Here is a 26,160-nt window from a genome sequence, read left to right as displayed (position 1 = left end):
CTGCCGCCTCGACCACCCGCGTCGTGCAGCAGCGTCGCGAAAAATATGCACATCAGGGATGCTCCTCATCCCACTCATATCGAAACACTTCAGGGGTCACCAGAACGGATGTCACCGTTACACTGGCATCGGCGGGTGGAAGGCACTGCACGATCCCGCCGGAGCGCTCCATGTCCGCCTCATCCGATGTTGCGACCCCCTGCGTGTTGATCGTCGAGGATACTCCCCAGCTGGCTTCGGCCATGGCCCGCACCCTCACGGCCAAGGGGTGCTCGGTATCCACGGCCAAGAGCCATGCCGAGGCGCGCGCCCTCATCGACGACCAGCGGCTGCGCTTCGACGCGGCCGTGCTCGACCACCGGCTGCCCGATGGTGACGCGCGCGAGCTCGTCTCGGCCCTCGCCAATCGCGACCCGAGCTGCAGCTCGCTGGTCCTCACCGCGTTCGACGAGCAGAAGCTCGCGCTCGACTATCGCAGCCGGGGCGCGTTCCACTACGCCACCAAGCCCATCAACGGCTCGCTGCTCGTCGCATTGGTGAACGCGACGATCCACAACTCGCATCACTGGCGACGGATGATCGAAGGAGGCTCGCCCGACGACGAGGCTCCTCCGGTCGTGGTCGTCGACTTCGAGCTGGCCTCCGAGCGCTTGCGCCACGTGGCCGGGCTGTCGTCGATGGAGACCAAAGTCGCCTATTGGATCCTGCAGGGCCTGCGCGACGCCGAGATCGCCACCGAGATCAAACGTACCGAGCGCACGGCCAAGCGCTACGTCAGCCGCGTGCTGACCAAGGTCGGCGTCAAGAACCGGACCAGCCTGTGGCTGGTGCTCAGCCAGGACGGCGACGCTTCCTCGGTCCACGACGACCGGGGTGACGACGACGACTCGGGCGACGAGGCCCCCGACCATGACGACGGTGCCGCGGCGAGCTCCCACGGGGGCGCTGGTCGCGGGAAGACCTGGTCATCCCGAGGCCGCGCCTCGGCCGAGCCTTCGTGAGGAACGCCTCGATTGCGATCACGGACCGGATCCGCCTCACCAAAAGTGCCGAGGCTGACGTCTGACATGTGAGCTGGCCCGGTCCCCCGGGGGCGCTGAACCTTGGCGCGTCGTGATCGGGCGCGAAGACGACCCCCGCGGTGGGCTGTATGCTCCGCGGTCGTGCTGGCTCGCCTGGGAACCACACTCTTCTCCTTGGTCTACTGGCCCCTCGCGTTCGCCCTGATGCTCGTTGGGGCCCTGCTGACGCTGGCGTTGCTCGTGGTGCGCTTCCCCTATCAGCGCGTCCACGTGTGGGTCACCGCGCCATTGTTCGTGGGTTGCGTGCCGCTCTCGTTCACCCGCATGCGGGTGCACTACCACCCCGACTTCGATCCCGAGACCCGCTCGGTCTACATCCAGAACCACATCAACCTGCTCGACGGGATGGTGGCCTCGGCCGTCATTCCGCACGCGTTCTCGGGCCTGATGAACGCGTGGCAGTTCAAGATCCCCATCTACGGCTGGCTGATGTCGATGTCCAAGGGCATCCCCGTGCACCGGGGGCGCCGCGACCTGACGCTCGAGTCGATCAGCAAGGCCGCGCGCGAGCGCAAGCGCATTGGCATGTCGGTGCTGACCTTCCCCGAGGGACACCGCTCTCCCGACGGCAAGGTCCGCCCGTTTCGGCGCGGCGTGTTCATGATGGCACGCAACGCCGAGATGCCGGTCGTGCCGATCACCGTACGCGGGATGCACGAGGTCAATCGCAAGGGCTCGATGCTGTTCCACCCCGGGCGCACGGTCGACGTGTTCGTGGGCCCGCAGCACGATCCGAGCGGCCTGTCCGATCAGGATCTGCTCGGGTTCGCCGAGCGCCTACGCGGCTTCATGTCGCACTGCCTCGAGCACGGGCGGTGGCCCGAGACCAGCGGGCAGAGCCGGGCGGCCGAATAGGGTCCCGCAGGGACCCGGAAGGCCCCGCGGCGCCGTCAGGCGACGCCCCCCAAGGGGCCGCCAAGAACAGTCACCATCGCCGGCATCACCTCGACCCGCTCACCACCGCAGCACGGACGCTCCCCAGGTGAACCCGGTCCCGAACGCCGTCAGCACCAGCGTGCTGCCGTCCTGGACCCGTCCTTCCCGTCGCGCCTCGTGCAGCGCCACGGGGATGGTGGCGGCCGACATGTTGCCGTACTTGTGCAGCACCACCATCATCTTCTCGCGCGGCACGCCCACCCGCTCGCGAGCGACCTCCATGATCCGCATGTTGGCCTGGTGCGGAATGAACAGGTCGACGTCGTCGGCCGTGATCGCGGCCCTCTCCATCGCCGAGATGGCCGCCGTGGACATGGCCACCACCGCGTGCTTGAACACGGTGTTGCCCTCCATGTGCACGGTGTGGGCGTGCTCGTCGATCGTCTGGTGAGTGGCGGGGCGCTTGGTGCCGCCGGCGGGCTGGTAGAGGATCGACGCCAGCGTGCCATCGGCACCCCAGTTGGAGGCGAGCACCCCCGAGCCGCCGACCCCGGCCGTCACCACCGCCGCGCCGGCTCCATCACCGAACAGCACGCAGGTCGACCGATCCTCCCAGTTGACGACCTTGCTCATCACCTCGCCGCCCACCACGCCCACTCGCTGGGCGCTACCGCTCGTGATGAGGGCCCCGGCGAGCTCGAGACCGTAGAGGAAGCCCGAGCAGCCCGCGCTCACGTCGAAGGCGGCGGGCCCGTGCAGGCCGAGCTTGCCCTGGACCCAGCAGGCGGTGGAGGGAAACAGCGTATCGGTGGTCGAGGTGCCGACGATGATCGCATCGAGATCGCCCGGCGACAGGCCCGCGTCGTCGCAGGCGCTTCGCAGCGCGTCGGCGCACAGGTCGGAAGTGGACACGCCCTCGTCGGCGATGCGCCGCTCCTTGATGCCCGTGCGCTCGGTGATCCACCGGTCGGAGGTATCGACCATGCGCTCGAGGTCGGCGTTGGTGAGTACCCGGCTGGGCAGCGATACCCCGGTCCCGACGATCTTTAGGCTCTTCAAGGCAATCGTGCGCCGCTTACGCGACGCCCCTCGACGGCAAGTACCGCACCGATCCTCCCTGGGTCAAGCAGCAGAACGCCGCACGGGCGTGCACGACGGTGCGCGCACGGAAGGCACGAACCGATCCGCCATCGCGGTACGGCGACCCCGTATGCAGATCTCATCGAGATCTGCCATCGCACGAGTCCACGGGAACATTCAGCCAACCTCGGGCGTCCTGTGGGCCGCTGCCGTGGGACACTCCGTTGGTTCATCCATTTCGAACGCCTCGGGCCGTGCCGCCGGGCGCGTGGTCGACAATGCATTCCACGTGCTGGGCTTGACCCCGCGCGCGCGATGGCCCGAGGTGGCGCGCACGGCCGATGCGCTGCTCGCCGCGCTCGAAGCCGGCGACCCGAACGCGGAATTCTACGACACCCCGCTGGGTCCCAAGGAGCGCACGGCGGGGGCGGTGCGGGTGGCTCGGGCCCTGCTGCGCGACCCCGATGCGCGGATCCAGCAGGAGATCTGGTGGGAGGCACCCTCGCGCGGACCGGCGCCCGCGCCCGAGCGCACCGCTCGACCGGATGCTGGCGCGGCCTGGGGATGGAGGGATCGATGACGCTCGCAATGTTGATGGGCCTGTGCGTGCTGGGTTGCTTGGCCGTGGTGGCGGCACCCTTGCCGTCATCGGACATGCTCGACCCCGAGAGCAGCCGAGCGCGCTCGACCCGGCGCGCCGAGGCTCGTCTGGGTGCAACGGTTTTCACACTGGCAGTGCTCGCGTTCGGGATCCTGCATGGCCTCGAGCGCGGCTCGACCGGGCTCGTGCTGCCGCTGGTGGCGATCACCATGGTGGGCCTGGTGGCCCTGCACCCGTGGCTGCTGGTGCGGCTGTGCATCCCCCTGGGTCTGCCGCGGCTGGCGGTGAGCCTCAGCCGCCTCGGAGGTCACCCCTGGGTGCGAGACCCGGAGGGCGGAGCGGTGCTCGCGGGGGCCCTGGCGCAGCTGCGGCGGCCCGTCGATCCCCAGATGCACGCATGGCTGCGGGGCCAGCTGCGCCGCGGGCCGCTGCGGGGCGCGGGTCTGGTGGCGGCGGGGTTGTTGGCCGCCGAGGGCGGCGATCGTGACACCGCCCGCGCGCTGCTCCACAGCCTCGACGACCTCGATCCCGACCTGTGCCCGCCGCTGGCTCGCACGATCGCGCTCGACTGGCTCGTTGCCGATGCCGTGCGCGACGGTGACTGGCCGCGGGTGCTGTCGCTCACCGAGGATCACCCCGGCCCGTCACGCACGCTGCGGCTGATGACGGTGCTCGCACGGCGACACTGCGGGGTGACGAGCGACCAGCCCGAGCGAGCAACGGCGCATGGCACCAGCCGCGCGACGGTATGGCGGGCCTGGTGGCGAGCCCCGCGTCGCCGCCACACGCTGTCGCTGGTGCGCGAGGCCCTGGCTCGACCTGCACACGCCCGCCCGCTGACGCTCGCGCCGGTCGAGCTCGCCGACGATCCCCGCCTGGCGGCCAACGACGGCGGTCCCGTCCCCAGCGAGGCGCTCGCCCTCCACGTCGAGGCGCTGATCGACGGCGACGGCCCCGGGGCGGCGACTCGGCTGGCGCGCCTGTGCGAGGCCTGGGACCAGGCGCTCGACGACTTCGGCTTCCGCGGCCACGTGCGGCGACGGGCCGAGGCGCTGCGCTGTACCACCAGCAGCGAGAAGGTGATGGCCCAGCTCCACCGCGACGTGTGCGAGGACGTCGCGACCATGATGGTCGAAGCCGGGGTCTGGCCCGAGCACGACGGCCTCACCCTTCTCCGCGCCCGCGAACACATGCACGAGCGCAGCCTCGACGAGCTGCGCCACGTGTCCGAGCTCGTCGATGGGCCTCGACCTGCCCTTGCGACGGTGGACCATGTGGTGGAGCAGTGGCTGGCGTGGTTGAAGGTGCGACGTCGCTACGAGGCGGTGGCACGGGTGTCTTCGCCGGCGGGTGCACTGGGGGCCGTGTCCGAGCTGCGCCGCGAGGCCTACGAGATCATCGAGCTCCACCTGCGCCAGCTGATGGCCTGGCTGTGGAACGACCTGGGTGAGCGCGGCCTGGCCAACGCGATCTCCACCTGGCTGCTGCTCGAGGCCGAGCGGGTGCACGACGAGGCCTCGGCCGCCTACCATCGGCACAACGTCGCGCTGGTCATCTAGGCCCGCGAGCAGCGTTTACGAGGCTTTCTTCGCCCGTAGGCCAGCCAACGCCCAGGGGAACCGGAAAAGGTGGTCGCGGTGGTGTCCAATCGATCGCGACGGGTCGACGATGCAGGTGTACGTCCTTACCGCCGCGCAGAGGCGCATGCTGCTCGAGCTGCTGACCAGCGAGCGAGCGGGAGAGGACGCGTTGTTCGTGGGTCACACCATGGGTCGCGACCGCACGGCCAGCGGCCTGTGCCGACTGCGGCTGACCGACTGGGTCGACGAGCAGAACATCATCTTCACCGACTATGGCCGACATGTCGCAGAGGCCATGGTCACGCGCATGGTCGATCGGCAGGCGTACTCCGAGATGGTGTGTTAGCGGCGCCCTACCACTCCCCCACGTTCGGCATCGAGCGCCATGGCTCGCGAGGAGGCAGCGCCTCGCCCGATTGCAGCAGCTCCACCGAGACCAGGTCGGGCGAGCGCACGAACGCCATGCGGCCGTCGCGGGGAGGCCGGTTGATGGTGATGCCCGCCTGCTGCAGGCGCTCGCAGGCGGCATAGATGTCGTCGACCTCGTAGGCGAGGTGGCCGAAGTTGCGGCCGACCGTGTAGGGCTCCTGCTGATCCCAGTTGTGGGTGAGCTCGACCTCGGGCTCGCCGTCGGCGGTGGCCAGGAACACCAGGGTGAAGCGCCCGGCGGGCACGTCGTGACGTCGGTGCTCTCGCAGGCCGAGCACCTCGAAGAACGAGAGGGCGGCGTCGAGATCGCGAACGCGGATCATGGTGTGGAGGTATCTCATCGCTCGCATGATGGCAGGGTCCATCGCCGAGCGGCAGGCGATGACGCACGCCGTCGGTCGTGGGGCCGATGCGGGTGAATTTGGAAGCGCACCGGGCTCGGCAGTACCATCGCGGCGCCGATGGCCACCGCCTCCGTCTCGATTCGCCTGCTGGCCTTCGACATCGATGGCACGCTGACGGACGCCACGACCTGGTGGGGGGGCGAGCCGCGCGGCTGGCTGCAGCGCTACAGCGTGCGCGATGGCGAGGCCCTGCTGCGCATGAAGGCGGCCGGCCTCCACGTGCTGCCGCTGTCGCGCAACCGCACCGCGTCGGCGGCCGAGCGCATGGGGGGCCTCGGCCTCGATGCGCGCTGGTTGGGCGTGCGGGACAAGGGCGCGTCGCTGCGACAGATCCAGGGCGAGTACCAGGTGGATGCCGCAGCGATCGCGTTCGTGGGGGATGGTCCCGACGACGCCGAGGTGTTTGGCAAGGTGGGGCTGGGGATGGCCGTGGCCGACGCCCACCCCGAGGCGCTGGCGGCCGCGCACGTGGTGCTCGCCGCCCGCGGGGGCGAGCGGGTGATCGAGGAGGTCGAGCTGCGTCTGTCGGACCGCTGGCCTCCCGTCGTGAAGGGAGCGCGAGCGTGACCCTGCGTGCGATCGGATTGATGAGCGGTACCTCGTGCGACGGGGTGGATGCGCTGATGCTGGAGCTGCAGCACCCCGACCGCCGCCACGTGCCCCGCGTGCTCGGTCACGTGCACCATGCGTTCGACGACGCACTGCAAGACCGGCTGCGAGCGCCCGAGCGGCTGGGGATCGCCGACGTGTCGGCGCTGGGCTACCTGCTGGCGCAGCGCTACGCCGATGCGGTGCGCGAGCTGCCGCAGTGGGAGTCGGCGCAGGTCGTGGGCATGCATGGCCAGACGGTGTGGCACTGCCCGCCCTCGCGGGCCGGGGGCGGGGTCTCGCACACGCTTCAGCTCGGCAGCAGCGGCGCGCTCGCCCAGGCGCTGCGGCTGCCGGTGGTGGGCGACTTGCGAGCGGCCGACGTCGCGCTGGGTGGCGAGGGAGCTCCGATCGCGCCCATCGCCCACTGGATGTTCACGCCGCCCGATCACGCGGGGCGGCTGGTGATCAACGTGGGGGGGATCGCCAACGTGACCCTGGTGACCGAGTCGTGCGACGACGTGCTGGCGGGCGACGTGGGGCCCGGGATGATGATCACCGACGCGCTGGCTCGCCACGTGACCGGGGGCTCGCACGCCTACGATCGCGACGGCACGCTGAGCACGGGTGGCCAGCCGATCCCGGCGGTGGTCGAGGAGATCCTCGCGCATCCGTTCTTCTCGCGGCCGCTGCCGCGCTCGACGGGGCGCGAGGACTTCGGGGCCGATACCGTGGCGGGCCTGCTGCAGCGCCATGGGCACGAGGCCGGGGCCGATCTGATCGCCAGCAGCCTCGAGGCCACCGCGCGGGCGATCGTGCGGGCCGCGACCGAAGAGCTGCCAGGGGTGACCGAGCTGGTGCTGACCGGGGGCGGGGCGCTGCACCCGGGCCTGCGCGCGCGGGTGCAGGCGATGGCGGCACCGCGCCCGGTGGTCGTGCACCACGACGGCCCGCTCGCGCCGCAGCACCACGAGCCGGCCGCGATGGCGTTGATCGCCGCGCGCACGCTCCATCGCCTGCCCAGCTCGCTGCCCCGGGTCACCGGCGCCCGCGGCCCGGCCGTGCTCGGCCACGTGTGCTGGCCCGGCGGCCAACCCGGGGGCTAACGCACCAAGCCACGCGCCTCGATGGCGGCGGTCGAGGTTGCGTCGGAGGGCTGGGCGGCGGGCTCGTTGGTGACGGCGGAGAGCGTGGCGTGCAGGCGATTGGCCAGCTCGGGGCCGTCGGTCGAAACCGCGTCGACCACCCGGCCGTGGCGCTCCACCCGAAACGCGCGCGGCTCGATGCCCTTGGGGGCGATGGCGGCGGCGAACTGCTCGGCATCGAGCTCGCGATCCCACACGCTGCGCCACAAGACCACGCGCTGCCCGGACTCGTGCTGGTAGATCCGCACGCGGTCGCCGTCCCAGCCGACCGCGGCCAGGAACGCCACCTCGGGCTCGGTGCCGCGCTCGAGCAGCATGCGGTGGATCGTCTGCTCGCCCAGCACGTCCTCGTAGACCAGCGTGGCCTTGCCGATCGGATCGGGCGCCTCGAACTCGTCCTGCGGCCACCCGGGGAGCGCCACGTTGACGGGGAAGTCCTGGTCGACCTTGGACGGGTGCATCAGCTGCTCGGTCGACGGCAGCGGAGTGCGGACCGCCTTGAGCACGGCGGGCCAGCCCCCCTGGCGATGGCGGGCGTAGAGGTGGACCGCACCGGCTCCGCACGGGGTCTCGGTGAGCGTTGCGTGCAGGTGCTGCGGGGCGGGGTCGAGCTCGGCACGCGCCGCGTCGTCGAGACCGAGCGAGCCATGGCGCACGAGCAGCTCGGCCAGGCGCGCGTGGCCCTCGAGCAGGCACTTGCGCACGCGGATCCCATCGAGCAGCCCCTGCGGCTCGTAGAGCAGCTCGGAGAGCCCGCCGGGGGCCTGGTCGTAGAACACGTGCACGAGCTGACCGGCCAGCGCCTGCTCGAGGCTCGCGGCGTCTTGCTGCTGCGCATCCACGAACACCATCGCGCGGCGATTGGCCGCGTAGTACACCCGCACGTCGGGCAGCCGGGCGGCCACCGCTTGCTCGCGCAGGGAATCCACGCTGCGAAACGGAGGGGTGGCCTCGAGGATCGTGCGGAGTTGCAAGAGCACCTCCATGTGCTCCGGTCGCAAGCCCAGCTCGAGCTGGGTGCCGAGATCGGGCACCGTGTCCTCGCGACGCTTGGCCTCCACGGCGATCTGGCTGGCGTCGACTCCGGTCCCGGTCGGACGGAGCGTGCGGTTGACCTCCTGGATCGCGCGCTCCTCATAGGTGTCGGCGTCCGGTTCGTCGGGCGGAGTGGAGGGGGTCGAGCACTCGGCTCCGACCATGGCTCCGACCATGGCCCCGCCGAGCGCCAGGCGGGCCAGGCCCCGTGCGAGGCGCTCGGGCCAGGACGAGCGCCGCGGGTGGTGGGTCGACCAGGCGGGGACGGGTGACGGCGAGCGCATGGGGGCCGTCGGATGGTCGCACACTCGGCCGGTGGGGCTCGGACCCTCGACGTTTACGCCGGGTTTACTCGGCGCCGCTTGGGGCGGAGGGCCTTTCGGGCGACGCTCGCGGCTGGAGCACCCATGAGAGCACTGGCAGTTGCGGCGGCACTCCTCCTCACCGGTGGCGTTGGTTGGTACCTCGTGGCTCGTGACTCGCCCGACGAGGACGAGGCCTCGGCCAAGTCGGGCGACGAGCCTCGCTCTCGACGCGACCGGGCAGCCCGCTCCGGGCCCGATCGCGGGGGCTCGCCGAGCGACGAGCCTCGCCGCGACGGTACGCTCGAGCAGCGCGTGGCCCGGCTCGAGGACGAGGTGGCCATGCTCCGGCGTCAGCTCGCGCTGCGGGGGCGGGTGCCGATGAGCGGCGGGGCCGATGCGCGCGAGCTGGCCGAGGATCCCGTGCTGGGCGAGCAGGTGCGGGAGATCTTCGAGGAGGAGCGTCAGCGCGAGCGCGAGCACGAGGACGAGGTCCGTCGCGAGCGCTTCGAGGAGATGCGCACCGCCGCCCTCGACGAGCTGGTGAGCGTGGCCGGGCTGACCGAGCAGCAGCGCGAGACCATCGACGGGCTGTGGAACGGCGAGGCGGACCGGGTGATGCCGCTGATTCAGTCGGCGCGCTCGGGCGACCGCAGCTTCGGGGAGATCCGCGAGGAGCTCGAGGCCATCCGCAAGGAGACCGACGATGCCGCGAAGGCGGCGATGTCGGAAGATCAGTACGAGCACTACGACGAGCTGCGGCCGCGTGGGCCCGGACGCCGCGGGGGTCGAGGCGATCGAGGCGGCCGGGGCGAGCGCGGTGGTCGTGGTGATCGAGGCGACCGAGGCGGACCGCCCGGGCCCGGATGAGTCGAGCCTCGCGCTCGGAGCCCCGCTCGCACGCTCTACGCGGTCGCCCCCTTCGCCGCGTCCGTGCTCCCGCCCCCTTGCGGGTGATCGCCCGAGGGCCGGTGTCCATCCAGCCCGTGCTCCAGCATCCTCCGTACCGCCACCCGCAGATCATTGGGCGTGAACGGCTTGATCAGCACCGGGTTGGGCACCGACTCGAGGAAGTGCTGGGCGCTCGCCGTGAACGCGCCGCCGGTCATGAAGATCATCCGCGCCGCCAGGTCGGGCGCATGCTCGCGCAGGTGCTCGTAGACCCCCTCGCCGCTGATCGCGGGCATCATCAGGTCGCAGACGATCGCGTCGTAGTCGTTTTGGCTGCACAGCTCGATCGCATGCGCGGGATCCTCGGTGAAGGTCACGTCGTGCTCCTTCAGGGCCCGGCGCAGGCTCTTGCCCAGCAGCGGCTCGTCGTCGATCAGCAGCACCCGTACCCGGGGATCGGCTGGCCCCATGACGGGGGCGGCGGAGGCAATGCTCGCGGTCGGGACCCTGGCGACGAGCGGCTGGGGCACGTCCTCGAGCACGACCCGGCGATCGCTCGCGCTGCTGTCGGAGCCGTCGACCGTCAGCATGCCCACGGAGCCGACGGGTCGCTCCACGCGCTCGGCCACCGGCAGCCGCAGGATGAAGGTGGCCCCCTCGCCCTCGCGGCTCTCCACCTCGATCGTGCCACCCATCCCGGCGATCACGCTGCGGGTGATCGACAGCCCCAGCCCGGTGCCGTCGTCCTTGGACTTGGTGGTGTAGAACGGATCGAAGATGTGCGGCAGCACGCTGGCGGGGATGCCCTTGCCGGTGTCGCGCACGATCACCTCGACCGTGTCGTCGCGCTGGCGAGTGCGCAGGGTGACGCGATGGACCTCGCGCTGCCCCTCGGGGATCGCCTGGACCGCGTTGGTGAGCAGGTTCAGGAACACCTGCCCCAGTCGCCCCGCCGAGCCCCTCACCGAGGGCACGTGGCCGTAGTCTCGCACCAGGCGGGCGCGTGCCTCGATCTGCCGGCTGGCGATGCGGCACGCCAGATCGAGCGCCGCATGTACGTCGGCGACCCCGTGGTCGCCGCCCTCGCGCGACATGGTCTTGAGGTCGCGAACGATCGCCATCACCCGCCGCCCGCCCTGGAGCGCGTCGTCGAGGGTGTGCAGCAGCCCCTCCTGCTCGGGGGTGCGACGGCCCCCCATCGCCCCGCGGCGCAGCTCGTCCTGCGCCATCTGGAGGTTGGTCATCATCCACGACAGCGGGTTGTTGATCTCGTGGGCGATGCCGGCCGACAGCGTGCCCAGGGCCACCGCCCGGTGGGCGATGGACAGCTGGAGGGCGGCCTGGCGGTTGGTGGTGATGTCACGAACGGCGACGTACTCGACGGGCCCGCGCTGGGTGAGCTGGATTCGACTGACCAGCTCCACGTAGAACACCTCGCCGTTGGCACGACGGCCCGAGGCCTCGTGGGTGCCCGCGCGCTGGGGCACGAGCGACAGCGTGCTGCTGCTGGCGCGGCGGTCGGCGACCTCCACGGAGTCCTCGAGGGCGAGCACGGCCGACAGCTCGCGCCCGAGCAGCTCCGACTCGGGGCGGCCCACGATCTCCACGAACCCGGGATTGAGCGCCACGATGCAGCCGTCGCGCAGCTCGACGAGGCCCTCGAACGCGACCTCGAGCAGGCCCTGGAAGCGGGTCTGGCTCTTGGCGAGCGCCTCGAGGCGCTCGCGCTCGGTCGCCTCGCGTACGCCGAGCCCGATGCCGAGCACCAGGCCGAGGGTCGAGTAGGCGCACACGATGAGCAACACATCGGCTCGGGGGAAGCTGGTCCCGCCCCACCACGGAGTGGTGAGGAACCACGCCAGCGCCACGCCCACCAGGAGCAACGCGTCGCGCTTGCGCAGGACCATGGCCCCGAGGGTGATCACCAGGCCCACGAACACGGCGAGGAGGGGCCGTTGCGTCATCTCGATCGATGCGATGCCGATCCCCACCAAGGTCATCAGCCACGCGCCCCACTGCCAGTGGCGGGTTCGGGCCAGCAGGTAGGTGATCGAGTCGGCCACCGGCGCCACCGCCAGCGTCCACCAGGCCACCAGGCCCGACGCGGCGAGGGCCACCGAGAGCAGCGCACTCACGGGAGTGATGGCCAGGGCCAGGGACGCCAGCAACCGAGCGCGCCACTGCGAAGAGGGATCGGTGACCTCGGGTGACGGCTCGGTGAGCGCACGCCAGACATCGACGGCGCGAGCACGCCCTGCTGATCGGCGGGCGACCACCTGGGTATTTCAACACTGCGCGGACGAGGCCGGCAACGGTGAATCAGCCCGCCGAACGCGGATCCGGGCGGATTCAGGCCGGACGCGGTGCGCGAAACCCCGTGGTGCGAAACGCGTTGCTCGCTGTCGCGAGCCCTCGTTCGGATGCGGGAGATCCACAAAAGGCGGACGCACCGACGCGCGCCCCCAAAATTGCGCGCCGGTGCGTCCTGGTACCCCCGCCGGGGGCGAGGGTCTCGATCGAGGGTCGAGGATCATCGACCCCTGCGTGGGTCATCTTCGCTCCATGCTCTCGCGCTCACCCCCGCCGTCTCGCAGACCACCCCCGCAGCCCGCGCTGACGACGGTCGCGACGACACGGTCGCGAATCGATGTCACGATCGGATCCGCGACTGGCTCCCGCCTCCCCAGGCGAGATCATCACATGAACCCGACGTGCTTTCTCCCACACGATTTTCTCTTTACCCGAGAAGTGACTCCACTGCCAACAGGAAAAGCGCCAGGATCTCGAAGGAATCGTGCATGTGTGTGAAAACGCCCGGCTCGCGTGATGGGCGCGGGTACGCGCGCCGGCCTCGGTGGCAGCGGCATGCATGAGGGGCTCGTCGCGGTTTCGTGCCACCCTCTGGGGCCACGATGTCGATGGCCTCCCGATTGGTCCCGTCGCTCGACGGTCCCCGCAACGTGGTGCGCGAGCTCTGGGATCGCCTGGGCCCCCTGCCCGGGGGCAAGCAGGTGTTCAGCCTCCTGGTCGGCCGCATGGCGCCCTACACGGGGAGCATCGACGGTCGGGTGGTCGAGCTGCGGCGAGGCTTTGCCCGGGTGGAGCTCGATGATCGCCGCAAGGTTCGCAACCACCTCCGCTCGGTGCATGCGATCGCGCTGGTGAACTTGGCCGAGCTGTGCGGCAACCTGGCCCTCTCGTACTCGCTGCCCGACGACGCGCGCTTCATCGTGGCGGGGCTGTCGATCGACTACGTCAAGAAGGCCCGCGGCACGATCACCGCCACCAGCGAGTGCCCGGTGCCCGCGAGCAACGAGCGCCACGAGTACGCGGTGCCGGTGGTGATGACCGATCGCCACGGCGAGGCGGTGGCCCGCGCGACGCTGCGCACGCTCGTGGGTCCCAAGCGCTGACCCTCCCAAAGGACGACTCCATGCCCCACGACTGGCTCCCCTTGCTCCACGAGCTCGCCGATCGAGCGGACGAGATCAGCACTCGGTACTTTCGCAGCAGCGAGCTCCCGGTCGAGCGCAAGCCCGATCGCAGCCTGGTGACCAAGGCGGACCTCGAGGTCGAGTCGGCGGTGCGTGACCTGCTGGCCAAGCGCCACCCCGAGCTGGGGGTGTTCGGAGAGGAGCACGGCGAGCACCAGGGCCAGAGCGGCACGCGGCTCATCGTCGATCCCATCGACGCCACCGCCAATTTCGCCCGGGGGCTGCCGATCTACGCCACGCTGCTCGCGATCGAAGAGGACGGCGAGATCGTCGCCGGTCTGGTCGCGGCGCCGGCCCTGCACCAGCGCTGGCATGCGGCGCGAGGCGAGGGGGCGTTTTGCGGCACGCGGCGGCTGCGGGTCTCGAGGGTCACGGCGATCGAGGACGCACAGGTGTTCCACGGCAGCCTGGCCGGGACCGAGGCGGTGCCGGCCACCGCGCGCATTCCCGGCCTGCTGGCCCAGAGCTGGCGCCAGCGAGGCGTGGGTGACTTCTATCAGCACATGCTGGTGGCCGAGGGCTGCGGCGAGCTCGGGGTCGACCCGATCGTCCAGCCGTGGGACATCGCGCCGCTCTTGGTGATCGTGGAGGAAGCCGGCGGCCTGGCGACCACGGTGGAGGGTGAACGCTCGATCTACGGCGGGAGCTTGCTGACGAGCAACGGGGCCCTGCACGCGGCGGGCTTGTCCGTGTTTGCCTGAGTGTCCCGCTTTCGATCCTTGGGTCGAACATCGGATCCGATACCATCCCGCGCGGTGGGTGAGCCCTACTCCATCGTCGAGGTCCTGCACCGGGGGGCGGTCCACGTCCTGCTGCGGGCTCGCGATCCGCGGGAGCGTCCGGTGGTGCTCAAGCGCCTCGAGGCCGAGCGGCGCACGCCGACGGCGGAGGCTCGGCTTCGTCGCGAGCACGCGACCCTTCGTGCCCTCGAGGGCACGGGAGTCGCGCGCGTGGTCGGGCTCGAGGAGCGCGATGGTGCGCTGACCCTGGTGCTCGAGGACATCGGCGGCTCGACCCTGGCCGAGGTGCTCGCGAAGCGACGCCTGGCCCCGGCCGAGGTCGTACGGCTCGGCCGTCGGCTGGTGACCACGCTCGCGGCGATCCACGACGCGGGCGTGATCCACAAGGACATCAACCCACGCAACATCGTCGTCGACGCCGATGGGCACCCGCGGCTCATCGATTTCGGGCTCGCATCACGGATTCGCCGCCAGTACGTCGATGCTCGTCCCACGCTCGAAGGAACGCTCGCGTATCTCGCCCCCGAGCAGAGCGGCAGGATCAGTCGACCGGTCGATGCGCGTGCCGATCTCTATGCGCTGGGGGTGACCCTCTACGAGATGCTGTGCGGGCGTCCGCCCTTCGTCGCCGGTGATCCGATGGAGCTGGTGCACGCGCACATCGCCCGCGAGCCACCGCCGCCATCCGAGCTCGTCCCCGATGTGCCAGCGTCGCTGTCACGGCTGCTGCTCGTGCTGCTGGCCAAGGACCCCAACGATCGCTACCAGAGCGCGCTGGGCCTGAGCGCGGATCTCGAGCGCATCGCGGCGGCGATCGAGGCCGGGCGCGCCGACGAAGCGCTCGAGCTGCGCATCGACGACGTTCCCCTTCACTTTCGCCCGCCGAGCCGCCTTTATGGCCGCGACCACGAGCTGGACGCGCTGCGGCAGGCCCATGCCCGTGTTGCCGGCGGTGGCGTCGAGCTGGTCACGATCCGCGGCGACGCCGGGATCGGCAAGTCGTCGGTGGTCCACGAGCTGCGCTCCAGCCTCGGGCGCGGCGCTCGCTTCGTGAGCGGCAAATTCGAGGCGCTCGGGCGTGACCAGCCCTACTTCGCGCTGCGGCAGGCCCTCGACGGGCTCGCGCGCGAGCTGCTGACCACCTCCGAGGAGGAGCTCGCCGGGCTCCGCGCGACCATCCGCGGCTCCGTGGGCGACCAGCTGCCGCTGTTGCTCGAGCTGGTGCCAACGCTGGCGGGTGCATTCGATGCCGAGGCACCGGCCGCGGTGTCCGTGCTCAACGCCGTGGCGACGCGCATGCGCATGCGGCGGGCGGTCGCGGGGCTGCTGCGCGCGGTGGCGAGGCCGCAGGCGCCGCTCGTGTTGTTCCTCGACGACCTGCAGTGGGGCGACGGTGCGTCGCTCGAGCTGCTCGGCGCAATCATGGCCGAGCGCGACCTCGAGGGCCTGCTGATGGTCGGCTCGTACCGCGGCGACGAGGTCGGTGTCGGCCACCCGCTCGTCGCCGCGATCGCCAGCGCGAAGCGAGGAGGGTGCCCGGTCACCGAGCTCGACGTGGGGCCGATCGGCCCCGCCGACGTGGCGTCGCTGGTGCGCGACACCTTCGTGGGGGCCGAGGACGACGAGGTGACGGCGCTCGCCGAGCTGGTGCACGCCCGAACCGAGGGCAATCCCCTGTTCGTGGGAGAGCTGCTGCGCGAGCTTTGCACCCACGGGCTGATCCACTACGACCGGCAGGGACGGCGCTGGCGGTGGGCGCTCGAGGACGTCCGTGCGGCCGCCCTGGGCGACGACGTCATCGGGCTGATGGCCGCGCGCGTGGGCAACGTGTCGGCAGGCGCCCGGCGCTTCCTCGAGGCGGCCGCATGTGCGGGAAACCGCTTCGATCTGGAGCTGCTCGCGGCGGTCCTGGGCGAGGACGCCGACGTGGTCGAGGAAGGCCTGCGCGAGGCGGCCGAGGTCGGCCTCGTCATCCGCGTGGGCGAGGGCTACCGCTTCTTCCACGACCGGGTCCTGCAGGCGGTGCATCAGGCGATCGACGCGGCCGAGCAGCGTCGCCTGCACCGCGAGCTCGGGCGCGTGCTCCTGGCCCGGGATGCGGTCGAGGACGAGCGCATCTTCTCCGTCGTGGAGCACCTGGTCGCCGCTGGCGACGAGGCGGCCGACGGCATCGACGAGCGCATGCGCGTGGCCGAGATCGCCCTGCGGGCGGCCCGTCGTGCGCGAGAGACCGCAGCCTTCGGAGCCAGCGCCCGCTATGCGGCGTTCGGGGTGGAGCAGCTGGGCGAGGAGGGCTGGGCACGCGAGCGTCCGCTGGCCTATGCGCTGCATCGCATCGCCGCCGAGGCGGCGATGATCACCGGCGAGCTCGAGCTCGCCGAGCGTCGCTTCGAGGTGCTGCTGCGCCGCTCCGAGACCGCGCTCGAGCGCGTCGAGGTGTTCCAGCTGCGGGTCACGCTGCTCAACAACCGCGACCAGCTGCGAGAGGCGATCGCGGTCGCGCGCGAGGGGCTCGCATGCCTCGGGGTGAGCGTGCCCGAGCGTCCGGGGCTCGCCAGGATGCTGCTCGAGTTCGTGCGCACGCGCATGGTCATCGGCCGTCGAGAGCCCGAGGCGCTGCTCGAGCTGCCCGTCCTCGACGACGAGCACGCCAAGGCCGAGATGACGCTGATGGCCGCCATGAGCACGGCCGCGTTCCAGGTCGACTCGCAGCTGATGACGGTGCTGGCGATGCGGCTGACCCGGCTGTCGCTGCGCCGCGGGATCTCGCCGCTCTTCGCCGTCCAGGTCATCAGCTACGGGCTCATGGTGGGCGCGGTCACCCGCGACCAGCCGCTGATGGACCGGTACGGACGACTGGCGCTCGACGTCCTCGAGCGCCACCCCGATCGCGAGGTCGAGGGCATCGTTCGCTTCCTCTACGCCGCCCTCATCCAGGGATGGTGTCACCCGCTGCGCGACACCTTCGCCCATCTCAAGATCGGCCACGAGTGCGCGGTCGAGACCGGCCAGCTCCTGTTCGGTGCGATCACGCTCGCGAGCCTGGCGAGCCAGATGTGGCAGAGCGGATGCCCGCTCGACCAGGTGCAGGAGGTCGCGATGCGGGCGCTGCGGTTCAGCCGAGACGCCAAGCTCGGGGCGACCTCCGGGACCGGGGGGCTGGCGCTGTCCCGGACGGTGGCGGCCATGACCGGCGAGGTGGCCGACGTCGATGAGACCGAGGCGTCGCCTCCCGACGACATGACGCCGGAGGCGAAGACGCAGCGGGAGGCCCTCGAGCGCTTCTACGAGCTCGATCGAGCGATGATCCTCGGCGACATCGCAGCGGCACGCCGCCTCGCAGCGCTCCCCGCTGCGAGCGTCGAGCAGGCGCTCGCATTCTCACCGATGCTGGTGATCCATCAGGCCCACGTGGCCCTCGCCTTCACGGTCTCGGCCCCACAGCGACGGCCAAGCCGCCGCGAGCGGCGACGGATCGCGCGTTCCGAGCGGTGCCTTCGCGGGTGGGCCGCGCAGAACCCCGCGAGCTTTCGCCACCTCCACCAGCTGGTCGCGGCCGAGCGCGCGCGCATCGAGGGCGACGGGGTCGCGGCCATCCGCGGCTACGAGGCCGCGCTCGGGGCGGCCGAGGCCGGCGGCTTCCTCCAGCACGAGGGCCTCGCCGCAGAGCTCGCCGCGCGCTTCTACGACGCCGCCGGAGCCTCGGCGATCGCTCGGCAGCAGCTCGCCCGTGCGCGCCGTGCCTACGCCCGCTGGGGCGCGAAGGTCAAGCTCGCGGCCCTCGACGCCGCCAACCCCGGGCTCGAGCGGGTCTCGGTCGCGTCGGGGCCCATGTCGACGACCGTGCTCGAGACCACCGGCTCCGGCTCCGGCTCGCTGCGCCCGAGCATCGTTCTCGACGCGTCCAGCCTGGTCAAGGCCACGCAGGCGTTCTCCGCCGAGCACGACCTCGAGCGCCTGCTCGATCGCATCATGCACGTCGTCGTCGAGAACGCCGGGGCCCAGCGCGGGGTGCTCTTGCTCGACCGCAACGGCCGGCTCGCCGCGGTGCGGGCCTTCGAGGTCGCGGGCGATCGTCACCAGCGGCTCGACGACGTCCCGGTCGATCGATGCGAGCTCGTTCCGGCCCGGCTGATCAACCTCGCCCATCGCAGCGGCGAGGCGATCGCCGTCGACGATCTCTCGCTCGACGAGCGCTACGCCGACGACGAATTCGTGCGCGCACGACGGCCTCGGGCCGCGCTCGTGGTCGCGATTCGTCAGGGCAGCGAGCGCCTCGGCGTGCTCTACCTCGAGAACAACCTCGTGGCGGCCGCGTTCACCCCCGAGCGGGTCGAGACCGCGCGCTTGCTCGGGGTCCAGGCCGCGATCGCGGTCGAGCATGCGATGTACTTCGCGCGCCTCGAGCGAGCGCGACGGGAGGCCGAGGCCGCGAGCCTCGCCAAGAGCCGCTTCCTGGCCAACATGAGCCACGAGCTACGGACCCCGCTCAACGGGATCATGGGGTTTGCCGAGCTGCTCGCCAGCGACGCCGCCGAGCAGGGGCTCGACCAGTTCACCGAGGGCCTCGACCAGATTCGACAGAGCGGCGAGCAACTCGTGGGCATCATCGGCGACATCCTCGAGCTGACGAGCCTCGAGTCCGAGCGCTTCGATGCGACCCCGGAGACGATCGAGCTGCCCGCGCTCGTCGGCGAGCTCGGGCAGCGCGCGGGGCCGTCGCTCCGAGCCCGGGCCAATCGCCTCGTGCTCGAGCTGGCCCCCGACCTCGGGGCGATCGTCAGCGATCGTCGGCGCTTGCGTCAGATCCTCGGGGCGATCGTCGACAACGCGATCAAGTTCACCGAGGGCGGAGTGGTGACGGTGACGGGAAGGCGCCTGCCTCGGGGAGTCGAGCTCGAGGTTCGAGACACCGGCATCGGGATCCCGGCCGACGTGCTCTCCTCGGTGCTCGAGCCGTTCGTGCAGGCCGACGCCTCCAGCACTCGCGCCCACGGTGGCGCCGGGCTCGGGCTGACGATCGCGCGGCTCGTGTGCGAGCGACTCGGCGGCTCGCTGTCGGTCCGCAGCGAGCTCGGGAAGGGGACGACGGTGACGATCCGACTGCCCCCCACGCTCCCCGGGTCCGGGCTCGGGCCCGGGCACGGACTCGAGATGGTCGAGCCCGACGACGAGCGGGCGTCACCTCGCTCGCCGTAGCCGGCGCTCGACCCCGGCGGGACGCTGGGCCGGCTCGCCAGGATGGTCGGTCACGCCGTGCAGTGCTCGATGCACTCCACCCAGGCCTTGGCGCACGCCGCCTCGTCGCCGTCGTGGCCGATGTCGTGGCACATCATGCCGACCGCGTCGGCCACGTCGTGGCAGGTGGAGGCCAGCTCGTCGCAGTTGGCCTGGCTCGAGTCGTCGGCCCCCGTCGAGGAGCCGTGCGAGGTCGAGCCGTGCGAGTCGGTTCCGTGCGAGTCGGTTCCGTGCGAGGTCGAGCCATCGGCGCCCGTGGTGCCGTGATCGCCCGAGCCGTGGTCGCCCGAGCCGTGATCGCCCGTGCCGTGGTCGCCCGAGTCGTGATCGCCCGAGTCGTGATCGCCCGTGCCCACGTCGGGCGCCGCGTTGCAGACGTCGAGGCACATCTGGAGGTCGTTGGTGCAGGCCTCGTCGTTGCCGTCGTGCGCGCTGGAGTGGCAGCCGTTGATCACGGGATCGCTGCCGTCGTCCTTGGCGTGGCACGCGTCGGTGATCATCCCGCATGCATCGGGGTTCACCTCGGGATCGTTGGTGCACGCGTTGCCGGCCATGCCGAGCAGGAGGCCAAGGCCGAGACTGAAGAGCAGCGAAGGGCGAGCCATGGCGGAACGGTAGTCTCGGGCGCTGACGCCGACAATGCGAATGCGAGGCACGGGCGTGGAGCGGTCGCAGGATCCACGACCGCTCCACGGGCCCAGACCGCTCCAAAGGGGCGGCTGCGGGCCGAAATTCACGCGTCGGCGGACCGAGCGCTGGGCCGCAGAGCTGCGGCAAAGCGTCGCACCACCTCGCCCGCCGGGAGGACCTCGTCGATCCCCTCGACGCTCTGGCCGGCCTGGAAGTAGTCGCGATAGTTCATGCCCTGTAGCGAGGCGCGCTTGAGCTGCCACAGCGACTGCACCGAGTAGAACATGCGCGCGTAGTGCTTGAGCTTGGGGTGTCGAAGCATGCGGCGCATCACGGGGCCGGCCTTGGTGCCCACCTTGCGGATGTGCTCGGTCTCGATCACCGCCACCGGCACCCCGGAGATCTTCTCGGTGAGCACGATGTCCTCGGCCTTGGCCCGCACGATCGCCGCCTTGTAGTCGGGGTGGGCCTTGCACTCGGTGGTGGCAATGAAGCGGGTGCCCAGCTGCACCCCCGCGTAGCCCATGCGCAGGGCCTCGACGAACGCGCTCGGATCGCCGATGCCACCGGCGCAGACCAGCGGCACGCCGAGGTCGCGCAGCTCGTCGTGGAGCGCTCGGGGCTCGGTGGTGCCCGCGTGTCCGCCTGCGCGGCGGTTGACGCAGATGAGCCCGTCGACTCCGCCATCGAGCGCCTTTTGGGCGTGGGTGCGGGTGGTGACGTCGTGGTAGACGATCCCGCCGACTGCATGCACGCGCTCCACCACCCAGCGCGGATTGCCCAGCGCGGTGATGAAGAAGCGCACCCCTTCCTCGAGCGCCACGTCGATCCACCCGCGCATGCGATCGAGGTAGAGCTTGGCCGACTGCTCGACGATCGCGTTGAAGCCGATCGGCTTGGGGGTGATCCCGCGGATCAACCGGATGCCCTCGCGCAGGTCGTGGCCATGCACGTAGGTCATGGAGATCGGCTGGATGATCCCCATGCCGCCCGCGTCCGAGGCCGCGGCGACCAGCTCGGGGTTGCTGCACGGGTACATCGCGCCGCACAGGAGCGGCACCTCGATGCCCGCGTCGCGGGTGAGCGCGGTGTCGGCCAGCCCCTCGCTCACTTCCACTCCGCCGTCTCGGACTCCGCCGGCTTGGTGGCCGTGCGCCCGGCCAGTCCGATCACGATGAGCCCCAGGCCGCCGAACGACAGGTAGCGCGGCATCTCGGGCGGCAGGTTGGCGTTGGCGATCGCAGGGTGGTCGCTGACCCGGGGGTAGACGAACCCGGAGATCCCCGCCACGACCCCGAGGTACAGCAGGAGCTTGAAGAATGCGTACATGGCGTGCGCCGATGCTGGCACGGCGAGCAACGACGGGACAAGGGGTCAGGTTCCGTCGCTCGTCTCGAGCAGCCGAACATCCACGAGGTCCTTGTCTCGACCCGATGCGCGCTTGTTCACGAGCAGCGGGCCACGCCCGATGATGGGGATCTCGAGGTCACCAACCCTCGTCACGATCCGAGAGGCCCAAGCATCCTCGAAGCCCACACCGCTGATTCGTGTGAGGAGATCGATCCGGTTGGGCGGAAGTCCGAGTTGATATACGGTGCCTGGGTGCTCGAAGTCCTCGGTGGTCACGTCATGGGTGTTGAGCGGCGCTCCAAAGGCACGTAGGGCTGCAATCACCCGCGGTGCGTTCTCGGCCGACGCTCGTACGTAGATGTCGAGGTCCACGGTGGCTCGGGCGACGCCGTGAGCGGCCATTGCGTGGGCACCCACGATGAGGAATTCGGCACCGGACTCGACCAGAGCGCGGAGCATGTGATGTAGTCGTCGGTCCGGCCGGCCGGGGTGGTCACGAGGCCTCGCTGGCCGGAGGTCGGATGATGCGGCCCGGCATCTCGGAGCGGGCGTAGCGCGGGATCTCGCGACCCGCCAGCGTCCACGCGCGCACGGCCAGCGGCCACATCATCGCAAGGCGTTGCTCCACCGTCGTCGTCGCGCTGAGATCGTCGCTGGGCTCGGCGCCCAGCTCGAACCTGCGAATGGGCCAGCTGCTTCGCGCCCTGCGGCGTGCCTCCGCATCGTCGTCCATCGGGTGGAGATTATAGTACTCGGCGCCTCTCACACCATCTCGGCGAGGGTCCATCGGGGATCCGTGTCAGGCGTGGGCAACGCGGCCACGCCTGGATCAGGTCCTCATGCCGCGGCTAGGTCGTGGTGGCCCGGCGTCTCGCTAGGCTCGGGAGTCGGGAGCGCGCTGCGCGAGCCGCTCCCGAATGGACTGGAGAATGGCATCGAGAAGGTCGGCTCGTCGGAACTGCGCGGCCACGCGCTGGAGGCTCGAAGACTCGCCGACTCCGAGCTTGGCCAGGGTCAGCTCGACGAGCACGATCGTACTTCCGACCAGGAGCGCCTTCTGGCTCGACCCGCCTCGAGCAACGACGGAAGGCTGCGATGATCGATGATGTCCGGGTTCTCCGCGAGCGGGTTTCCCGTGTGCCCCATGAGCAGCTGGACGCCGCAGGCCATCGCCACGTAGTGAGTTGCGTAGGGCACGAATGGCTTGGGCTCGGACGACCTCTCGAGCATCTGCTCCACGTCGGCGAAGATCCTCGTTGCGAGCACTACCTGCGCTCCGTTGAGCTTCTTGGTGAAGATCCGCGGGTAGTAGTGATCGAACAGCCGGCTCTCGGCGAAGCGCGCCAGATGGGGCTGGCGCCGCCAGATCGTCAGCACGGCGATGGCTGCCTGCTTGGACGTGATCGTCGTCTCGCTGGCCGGGTGGTTGTCGCGCTTGGTCTTGTAGGTGTAGCCGAGCTCGGCGAGATCGAGGGCCAGGCGCTGCTGGAGCTCGTCGTTGGCGCGGAGATCCTGGAGCTCGACGGGAGTTTGGTTGTTCGTGGCGTAGGTGATCGCGTGCCCGAGGTGCCCATCGTCCTCGCCGAGCTGGTAGAGGCGCACCATCACGAACGTGTCGTCGAAAGACACCCGATTGGGCGCCTCGCTCGGCTCCTGCTGGGTGGGCTCGCCCAGCACCTGCTGGATCGTCTTGCAAGTCTGCCCGCCGTTGATGATCTGTAGGCCCTCGACCTTGACCTGGTAGTTGTTCTGACGAAGCGAGCTGAACGAGAGCCGGCGGCAGATCATCGTCAGCCCGTTGTTGTAGAAATAGAAGTTCTGGCGCTCCTCCGGCGATCGCAGCGTCTGGGCGATGCGGGAGTTGACCCGGTTGGACGGGCCCAGGAAGCGGCGAATGTTGCGATCGAGGAGCAGGTCTCCGTGCGTGCTCATCAGCTCGGCGATGGTGGTGACCGGGACCTTGCCGACGAACACCCGCCGGAAGCTGAGGTCCTCGTGATGGGCGGCGCCGTGGAAGTCGAGGATCGCATCGATCGACTTCTGCGAGCGAAAGAGCGAGACCAGCCGGCGGTGGTCCAGGTGCAGCCACTGCACCTCGTCCACCGGAAAACCGGCGGCCTCGATGCGCGCGTCTCCATCGGGCCCCCAGCGGGGACCGTTGTTGCACAGCACCACGCGAATGGTCGGGATTGCCCCTTCGCGCATGCGCGAGCGGATCTCCTCCACCACCGCCTCGATGTCCTTCATCTTCGACAGTGGCTTGTCGGGATCGAAGATCGTGCGGATCGTCTCGATGAGCTTGGGGATTTCCGCCGCCGGAAAGCCGCTGCGGCCCGCGAGCGTCTTCTGCTCGTACTTGGCCTGGAACAGGGTCACCAGCGGTTGGTCGTCGCGCAGGCTCGCAACGTGGATCGCATCCACGCCGCCGTCCTCACCACCATCGGTCAGCGTGGCGACCGCCTCGTCGAGCTCGAGGTCGAGCAGGGTTGCCACGCACAGCGCACAGAACGCGTTGGACGCCCGGCGCGCCGGATCGTCCTTGCCGCGCTGCGCCAGCCGGGCTCCGTAGGTCTCCACGAGCCCGCGCACCCGCTGGTCGATGATCCCGGCATCGAGGTCGGTGGCCATCGACCGCATGCTAGCGCGGATCCGCGGGTCACGCGAAAGCGGCGCTGTGGGCTCCTCGGTCTCACCCCGCCTTCGCGACCACGTCGAGCAGTGCCTCGCCGTAGCGCTCGAGCTTGGTCGGCCCGATCCCATGCGCCTGCGCGAGCTCATCGAGGCTGTGCGGCCGAAGGATCGCGATCTCTCGCAAGGTCCGATCGCTCGCCACCACATAGGGCGGCACGCCGTCGGCTCGCGCTCGCTCCATTCGGTAGGCCCGCAGCGCGGCGAAGATCGTCTCGCCCTCGTCGTCGAGCTCGATCACCACCGCGTTGGCGCCGGCGTTGGCGGCCTTGCCCTCGCTCGGGCGGCCGGTATTGGCCGCTCGCGACGAGCCCGAGCGCCCGCCGGATCGCGCCCGCTCGTCGTCCGGCAGCAAGATCTTCGCCGCCTGCTGCCCCGTCATCACCGCGTGCCCCTGCGAGGTCAGCAGCAGCACCGGGTGCTCCTGCCCGTGGAAGTCCACCCACCCCGCGGTCACGCAGCGCCGCACCAGCCGGGTCACCCAGTCCTCGCTGCGATCGCTCAAGATCCCGAAGGTTCGCGTGCTCGAGAGCCCCGAGCGGGCAAGCCGTGGATCGTCGACGCCCCGCAGCAGCTTGACCGCCGCGTGCAGCCCAAAGCGCCGGTGCACCCGCGCCACCCCCGAGAGAGCCTTGCGCACCAGCATGCTCACCTCCTCGGGGTCGGGCGCCTCGTCGTCCCCGAGCGAGCGACACACGTCGCAGTGGCCGCAGCCGGTCAGCTCGGCGTCGTCGTCCCCGAAGTAGCGCAAGATGGTGTCGTGGCGGCAGCTTCCGCCCTCGGCCCAGCGCATCAGCTCGAGGAACAGGCCCCACTTGTGCTCGACCACGGCCGGATCGGGGAACACCCCGTCCACGTCGCGCTCGAGCAAGCGGCGGCGCAGCGCGATGTCCTGGGTGGCCAACATCATCACGCCCACCGCGGGCTGGCCGTCGCGACCGGCACGGCCGACCTCTTGGTAGTAGGCCTCGATCGAGCCGGGAGGCGCGAGGTGGATCACGGCGCGGACGTCGGCGCGATCGATGCCCATGCCGAACGCGTTGGTGGCGACCACCACGTCGAGCCGATCGCTCATGAAGGCGCGCTGGGCCTTGTCGCGCTGCGGGCCGGTGAGACCCGCGTGGTAGGCCGCGGCGCGCCAGCCCTGGCTCCCCAAGCGCTCGGCCTCGGCCTCGCAGGTCTTGCGGGTGGGCGCGTAGACGATCGCGGTGCCACCCCGGGTCGCGGCCCCATCGGAAGCGCTCCGAGCCGCCGAGGGCTTGCCCAGCACCTCGGCCAGCGCCTGGTCGACGTGGAGCGCCCGCTCGCGAGGGCGGCCGATCTCGATCACCCGCAGGGCGAGGTTGGGGCGGGCAAAGCCCCGCACCAGCTGCGGGGTGTCGGCGGGCAGGCCCAGGCGGTCGAGGATCTCGTCGCGCACCACCGGGGTGGCGGTGGCGGTGCAGGCCATCACCCGCGGCGGCCGGAGCTCGCGCAGCAGCTCGCCGATCTGCAGGTACTCGGGGCGAAAGTCGTGGCCCCACTCGCTGATGCAGTGCGCCTCGTCGACCGCGACCAGCGACAGCGGGAGCTGCGAGATCAGGCCCCGAAAGCCCGGGAAGGCCAGGCGCTCGGGCGAGACGTAGACCAGGTCGTGGGCCCCCTCGGCCACCTGGGCCATGCGCTTGCGCAGCTCGTCGCCGCCCAGGGTCGCGGCCAGATAGGTGGCCCGAACCCCGCGCTCGCCCAGGCTCTGCACCTGATCGGCCATCAGCGCGATGAGCGGGGAGACCACCAGGGCCACCCCCGGCAGCAAGGTGGCCGGGAGCTGGTAGGTGAGGCTCTTGCCGCCTCCGGTGGGCGCAACGAGCAACAGGCGACCCACGTCGAGGACGGCCCGCACGGCGTCGCGCTGGCCGGGACGGAACTGCTCGTAGCCCAGACGCCGCAGGCCGGCATCGAGGTCGACGGGGAGGGAGGGGGGCACGTTGGAGAGGAACACTACCCGACTCACTCGGCCACTCGTGC

24 protein-coding genes are annotated in these 26,160 nt (G+C 70.7%); 11 read left to right on the top strand and 13 right to left on the bottom strand.

Translation table 11 applies throughout. The features are described from left to right. Positions 1–52: 52 nt before the first annotated feature. Positions 53–244 carry a hypothetical protein gene (locus OEB96_RS08725; RefSeq protein WP_266215035.1) on the bottom strand — a complete coding sequence of 64 codons (192 nt, stop codon included), beginning with the start codon at positions 242–244 and terminating at the stop codon, positions 53–55. On the opposite strand from OEB96_RS08725, the gene OEB96_RS08720 reads away from it, so the two are divergent. Both OEB96_RS08720 and OEB96_RS08715 read left to right on the top strand, forming a co-directional pair. Beyond that, complete coding sequence (locus tag OEB96_RS08720) at positions 243–1,001, top strand: response regulator (RefSeq protein ID WP_266215034.1); 759 nt, start codon at positions 243–245, stop codon at positions 999–1,001. The genes OEB96_RS08725 and OEB96_RS08720 overlap by 2 nt on opposite strands. 162 nt (positions 1,002–1,163) lie before the next feature. Continuing rightward, a complete protein-coding gene (locus OEB96_RS08715) occupies positions 1,164–1,937 on the top strand; it encodes a lysophospholipid acyltransferase family protein (protein WP_266215033.1) in 774 nt (257 codons plus the stop codon). A 99-nt stretch (positions 1,938–2,036) separates the two neighbouring features. On the opposite strand, the gene OEB96_RS08710 is transcribed toward OEB96_RS08715, so the two are convergent. Further along, complete coding sequence (locus tag OEB96_RS08710) at positions 2,037–3,017, bottom strand: beta-ketoacyl-ACP synthase III (RefSeq protein WP_266215032.1); 981 nt, start codon at positions 3,015–3,017, stop codon at positions 2,037–2,039. Positions 3,018–3,306: 289 nt separating this feature from the next. Here OEB96_RS08710 and OEB96_RS08705 point away from each other — a divergent pair, with 289 nt between their 5' ends. The 3 genes from OEB96_RS08705 (at position 3,307) to OEB96_RS08695 (ending at position 5,565) form a co-directional block, all read left to right on the top strand. Continuing rightward, positions 3,307–3,618, top strand: coding sequence for a hypothetical protein (locus tag OEB96_RS08705; protein ID WP_266215031.1), 312 nt, complete (start codon positions 3,307–3,309; stop codon positions 3,616–3,618). Continuing rightward, positions 3,615–5,198 (top strand): hypothetical protein, encoded by a 1,584-nt coding sequence (locus OEB96_RS08700; RefSeq protein ID WP_266215030.1) that lies wholly within the window; start codon positions 3,615–3,617, stop codon positions 5,196–5,198. Before OEB96_RS08705 ends, OEB96_RS08700 begins: the two co-directional genes overlap by 4 nt. A 115-nt stretch (positions 5,199–5,313) precedes the next feature. Next, the gene (locus OEB96_RS08695) at positions 5,314–5,565 is read left to right on the top strand and encodes a hypothetical protein (RefSeq protein WP_266215029.1); all 252 of its coding nucleotides are present in this window, start codon (positions 5,314–5,316) and stop codon (positions 5,563–5,565) included. A 7-nt stretch (positions 5,566–5,572) separates the two neighbouring features. On the opposite strand, the gene OEB96_RS08690 is transcribed toward OEB96_RS08695, so the two are convergent. Further along, the gene (locus OEB96_RS08690; protein WP_266215028.1) at positions 5,573–5,971 is read right to left on the bottom strand and encodes a VOC family protein; all 399 of its coding nucleotides are present in this window, start codon (positions 5,969–5,971) and stop codon (positions 5,573–5,575) included. Between the two features lie 138 nt (positions 5,972–6,109). Here OEB96_RS08690 and OEB96_RS08685 point away from each other — a divergent pair, with 138 nt between their 5' ends. Together OEB96_RS08685 and OEB96_RS08680 are read left to right on the top strand one after the other, a co-directional pair. Further along, a complete protein-coding gene (locus tag OEB96_RS08685; RefSeq protein WP_266215027.1) occupies positions 6,110–6,619 on the top strand; it encodes an HAD hydrolase family protein in 510 nt (169 codons plus the stop codon). Beyond that, positions 6,616–7,746 carry an anhydro-N-acetylmuramic acid kinase gene (locus OEB96_RS08680; protein WP_266215026.1) on the top strand — a complete coding sequence of 377 codons (1,131 nt, stop codon included), beginning with the start codon at positions 6,616–6,618 and terminating at the stop codon, positions 7,744–7,746. Before OEB96_RS08685 ends, OEB96_RS08680 begins: the two co-directional genes overlap by 4 nt. Here the strand turns inward: OEB96_RS08680 and OEB96_RS08675 are convergent. Then, positions 7,743–9,104 (bottom strand): hypothetical protein, encoded by a 1,362-nt coding sequence (locus OEB96_RS08675; RefSeq protein ID WP_266215025.1) that lies wholly within the window; start codon positions 9,102–9,104, stop codon positions 7,743–7,745. The two genes, OEB96_RS08680 and OEB96_RS08675, sit on opposite strands and share 4 nt — an antisense overlap. 123 nt (positions 9,105–9,227) lie before the next feature. Between OEB96_RS08675 and OEB96_RS08670 the strand changes: the two genes are divergently transcribed. Next, positions 9,228–9,992, top strand: coding sequence for a hypothetical protein (locus OEB96_RS08670; RefSeq protein ID WP_266215024.1), 765 nt, complete (start codon positions 9,228–9,230; stop codon positions 9,990–9,992). Positions 9,993–10,027: 35 nt separating this feature from the next. Here OEB96_RS08670 and OEB96_RS08665 read toward each other — a convergent pair whose 3' ends face one another. Next, positions 10,028–12,289: a hybrid sensor histidine kinase/response regulator gene (locus OEB96_RS08665; protein WP_266215022.1), complete on the bottom strand. Its 2,262-nt coding sequence runs from the start codon at positions 12,287–12,289 to the stop codon at positions 10,028–10,030. Positions 12,290–12,931: 642 nt separating this feature from the next. Here OEB96_RS08665 and OEB96_RS08660 point away from each other — a divergent pair. From OEB96_RS08660 to OEB96_RS08650, 3 genes are read left to right on the top strand one after another with little or no spacing between them, the layout of a single operon-like run. Further along, positions 12,932–13,426 (top strand): hotdog fold domain-containing protein, encoded by a 495-nt coding sequence (locus OEB96_RS08660; RefSeq protein WP_266215021.1) that lies wholly within the window; start codon positions 12,932–12,934, stop codon positions 13,424–13,426. A gap of 20 nt (positions 13,427–13,446) precedes the next feature. Next, a complete protein-coding gene (locus OEB96_RS08655; protein ID WP_266215020.1) occupies positions 13,447–14,208 on the top strand; it encodes an inositol monophosphatase family protein in 762 nt (253 codons plus the stop codon). A gap of 54 nt (positions 14,209–14,262) precedes the next feature. Beyond that, entirely contained in the window at positions 14,263–19,446 is a 5,184-nt protein-coding gene (locus tag OEB96_RS08650; protein ID WP_266215019.1) for a protein kinase domain-containing protein, read from the top strand. Positions 19,447–19,496: 50 nt separating this feature from the next. On the opposite strand, the gene OEB96_RS08645 is transcribed toward OEB96_RS08650, so the two are convergent. From OEB96_RS08645 to OEB96_RS08610, 8 genes are all read right to left on the bottom strand, one after another. Beyond that, positions 19,497–20,090 carry a hypothetical protein gene (locus OEB96_RS08645; RefSeq protein WP_266215018.1) on the bottom strand — a complete coding sequence of 198 codons (594 nt, stop codon included), beginning with the start codon at positions 20,088–20,090 and terminating at the stop codon, positions 19,497–19,499. 128 nt (positions 20,091–20,218) lie between these two features. Further along, a complete protein-coding gene (locus OEB96_RS08640) occupies positions 20,219–21,226 on the bottom strand; it encodes an NAD(P)H-dependent flavin oxidoreductase (protein ID WP_266215017.1) in 1,008 nt (335 codons plus the stop codon). Next, complete coding sequence (locus OEB96_RS08635; protein WP_266215016.1) at positions 21,223–21,444, bottom strand: hypothetical protein; 222 nt, start codon at positions 21,442–21,444, stop codon at positions 21,223–21,225. The genes OEB96_RS08640 and OEB96_RS08635 overlap by 4 nt, the downstream gene beginning before the upstream one ends. Positions 21,445–21,489: 45 nt before the next feature. Continuing rightward, complete coding sequence (locus OEB96_RS08630; protein WP_266215015.1) at positions 21,490–21,924, bottom strand: hypothetical protein; 435 nt, start codon at positions 21,922–21,924, stop codon at positions 21,490–21,492. A 34-nt stretch (positions 21,925–21,958) separates the two neighbouring features. Next, positions 21,959–22,198 carry a hypothetical protein gene (locus tag OEB96_RS08625; protein ID WP_266215014.1) on the bottom strand — a complete coding sequence of 80 codons (240 nt, stop codon included), beginning with the start codon at positions 22,196–22,198 and terminating at the stop codon, positions 21,959–21,961. A 141-nt stretch (positions 22,199–22,339) separates the two neighbouring features. Next, positions 22,340–22,495 carry a hypothetical protein gene (locus OEB96_RS08620; protein ID WP_266215013.1) on the bottom strand — a complete coding sequence of 52 codons (156 nt, stop codon included), beginning with the start codon at positions 22,493–22,495 and terminating at the stop codon, positions 22,340–22,342. After that, entirely contained in the window at positions 22,480–24,093 is a 1,614-nt protein-coding gene (locus tag OEB96_RS08615; RefSeq protein ID WP_266215012.1) for an AIPR family protein, read from the bottom strand. Before OEB96_RS08615 ends, OEB96_RS08620 begins: the two co-directional genes overlap by 16 nt. Positions 24,094–24,154: 61 nt before the next feature. Beyond that, positions 24,155–26,119 carry a RecQ family ATP-dependent DNA helicase gene (locus tag OEB96_RS08610; protein ID WP_266215010.1) on the bottom strand — a complete coding sequence of 655 codons (1,965 nt, stop codon included), beginning with the start codon at positions 26,117–26,119 and terminating at the stop codon, positions 24,155–24,157. Positions 26,120–26,160 lie beyond the last annotated feature (41 nt).

Source organism: Paraliomyxa miuraensis (assembly GCF_026337845.1).
Classification (GTDB): domain Bacteria; phylum Myxococcota_A; class Polyangia; order Nannocystales; family Nannocystaceae; genus Paraliomyxa; species Paraliomyxa miuraensis.
The sequence above is the reverse complement of the archived record's forward strand: the minus strand, read 5'-3'. Positions and strand labels throughout refer to the sequence as shown.

What these genes read in the sequence shown, in the direction of transcription:
- OEB96_RS08720 (WP_266215034.1), top strand. Translation starts at nt 243, where the DNA reads ATGGCCCGCACCCTCACGGCCAAGGGGTGCTCGGTATCCACGGCCAAG.
- OEB96_RS08725 (WP_266215035.1), bottom strand. Translation starts at nt 244, where the DNA reads ATGGCCGAAGCCAGCTGGGGAGTATCCTCGACGATCAACACGCAGGGG.
- OEB96_RS08700 (WP_266215030.1), top strand. Translation starts at nt 3,615, where the DNA reads ATGACGCTCGCAATGTTGATGGGCCTGTGCGTGCTGGGTTGCTTGGCC.
- OEB96_RS08690 (WP_266215028.1), bottom strand. Translation starts at nt 5,971, where the DNA reads ATGATCCGCGTTCGCGATCTCGACGCCGCCCTCTCGTTCTTCGAGGTG.
- OEB96_RS08685 (WP_266215027.1), top strand. Translation starts at nt 6,110, where the DNA reads ATGGCCACCGCCTCCGTCTCGATTCGCCTGCTGGCCTTCGACATCGAT.
- OEB96_RS08675 (WP_266215025.1), bottom strand. Translation starts at nt 9,104, where the DNA reads ATGCGCTCGCCGTCACCCGTCCCCGCCTGGTCGACCCACCACCCGCGG.
- OEB96_RS08670 (WP_266215024.1), top strand. Translation starts at nt 9,228, where the DNA reads ATGAGAGCACTGGCAGTTGCGGCGGCACTCCTCCTCACCGGTGGCGTT.
- OEB96_RS08660 (WP_266215021.1), top strand. Translation starts at nt 12,932, where the DNA reads ATGGCCTCCCGATTGGTCCCGTCGCTCGACGGTCCCCGCAACGTGGTG.
- OEB96_RS08655 (WP_266215020.1), top strand. Translation starts at nt 13,447, where the DNA reads ATGCCCCACGACTGGCTCCCCTTGCTCCACGAGCTCGCCGATCGAGCG.
- OEB96_RS08645 (WP_266215018.1), bottom strand. Translation starts at nt 20,090, where the DNA reads ATGGCTCGCCCTTCGCTGCTCTTCAGTCTCGGCCTTGGCCTCCTGCTC.
- OEB96_RS08635 (WP_266215016.1), bottom strand. Translation starts at nt 21,444, where the DNA reads ATGTACGCATTCTTCAAGCTCCTGCTGTACCTCGGGGTCGTGGCGGGG.
- OEB96_RS08630 (WP_266215015.1), bottom strand. Translation starts at nt 21,924, where the DNA reads ATGCTCCGCGCTCTGGTCGAGTCCGGTGCCGAATTCCTCATCGTGGGT.
- OEB96_RS08625 (WP_266215014.1), bottom strand. Translation starts at nt 22,198, where the DNA reads ATGGACGACGATGCGGAGGCACGCCGCAGGGCGCGAAGCAGCTGGCCC.
- OEB96_RS08615 (WP_266215012.1), bottom strand. Translation starts at nt 24,093, where the DNA reads ATGGCCACCGACCTCGATGCCGGGATCATCGACCAGCGGGTGCGCGGG.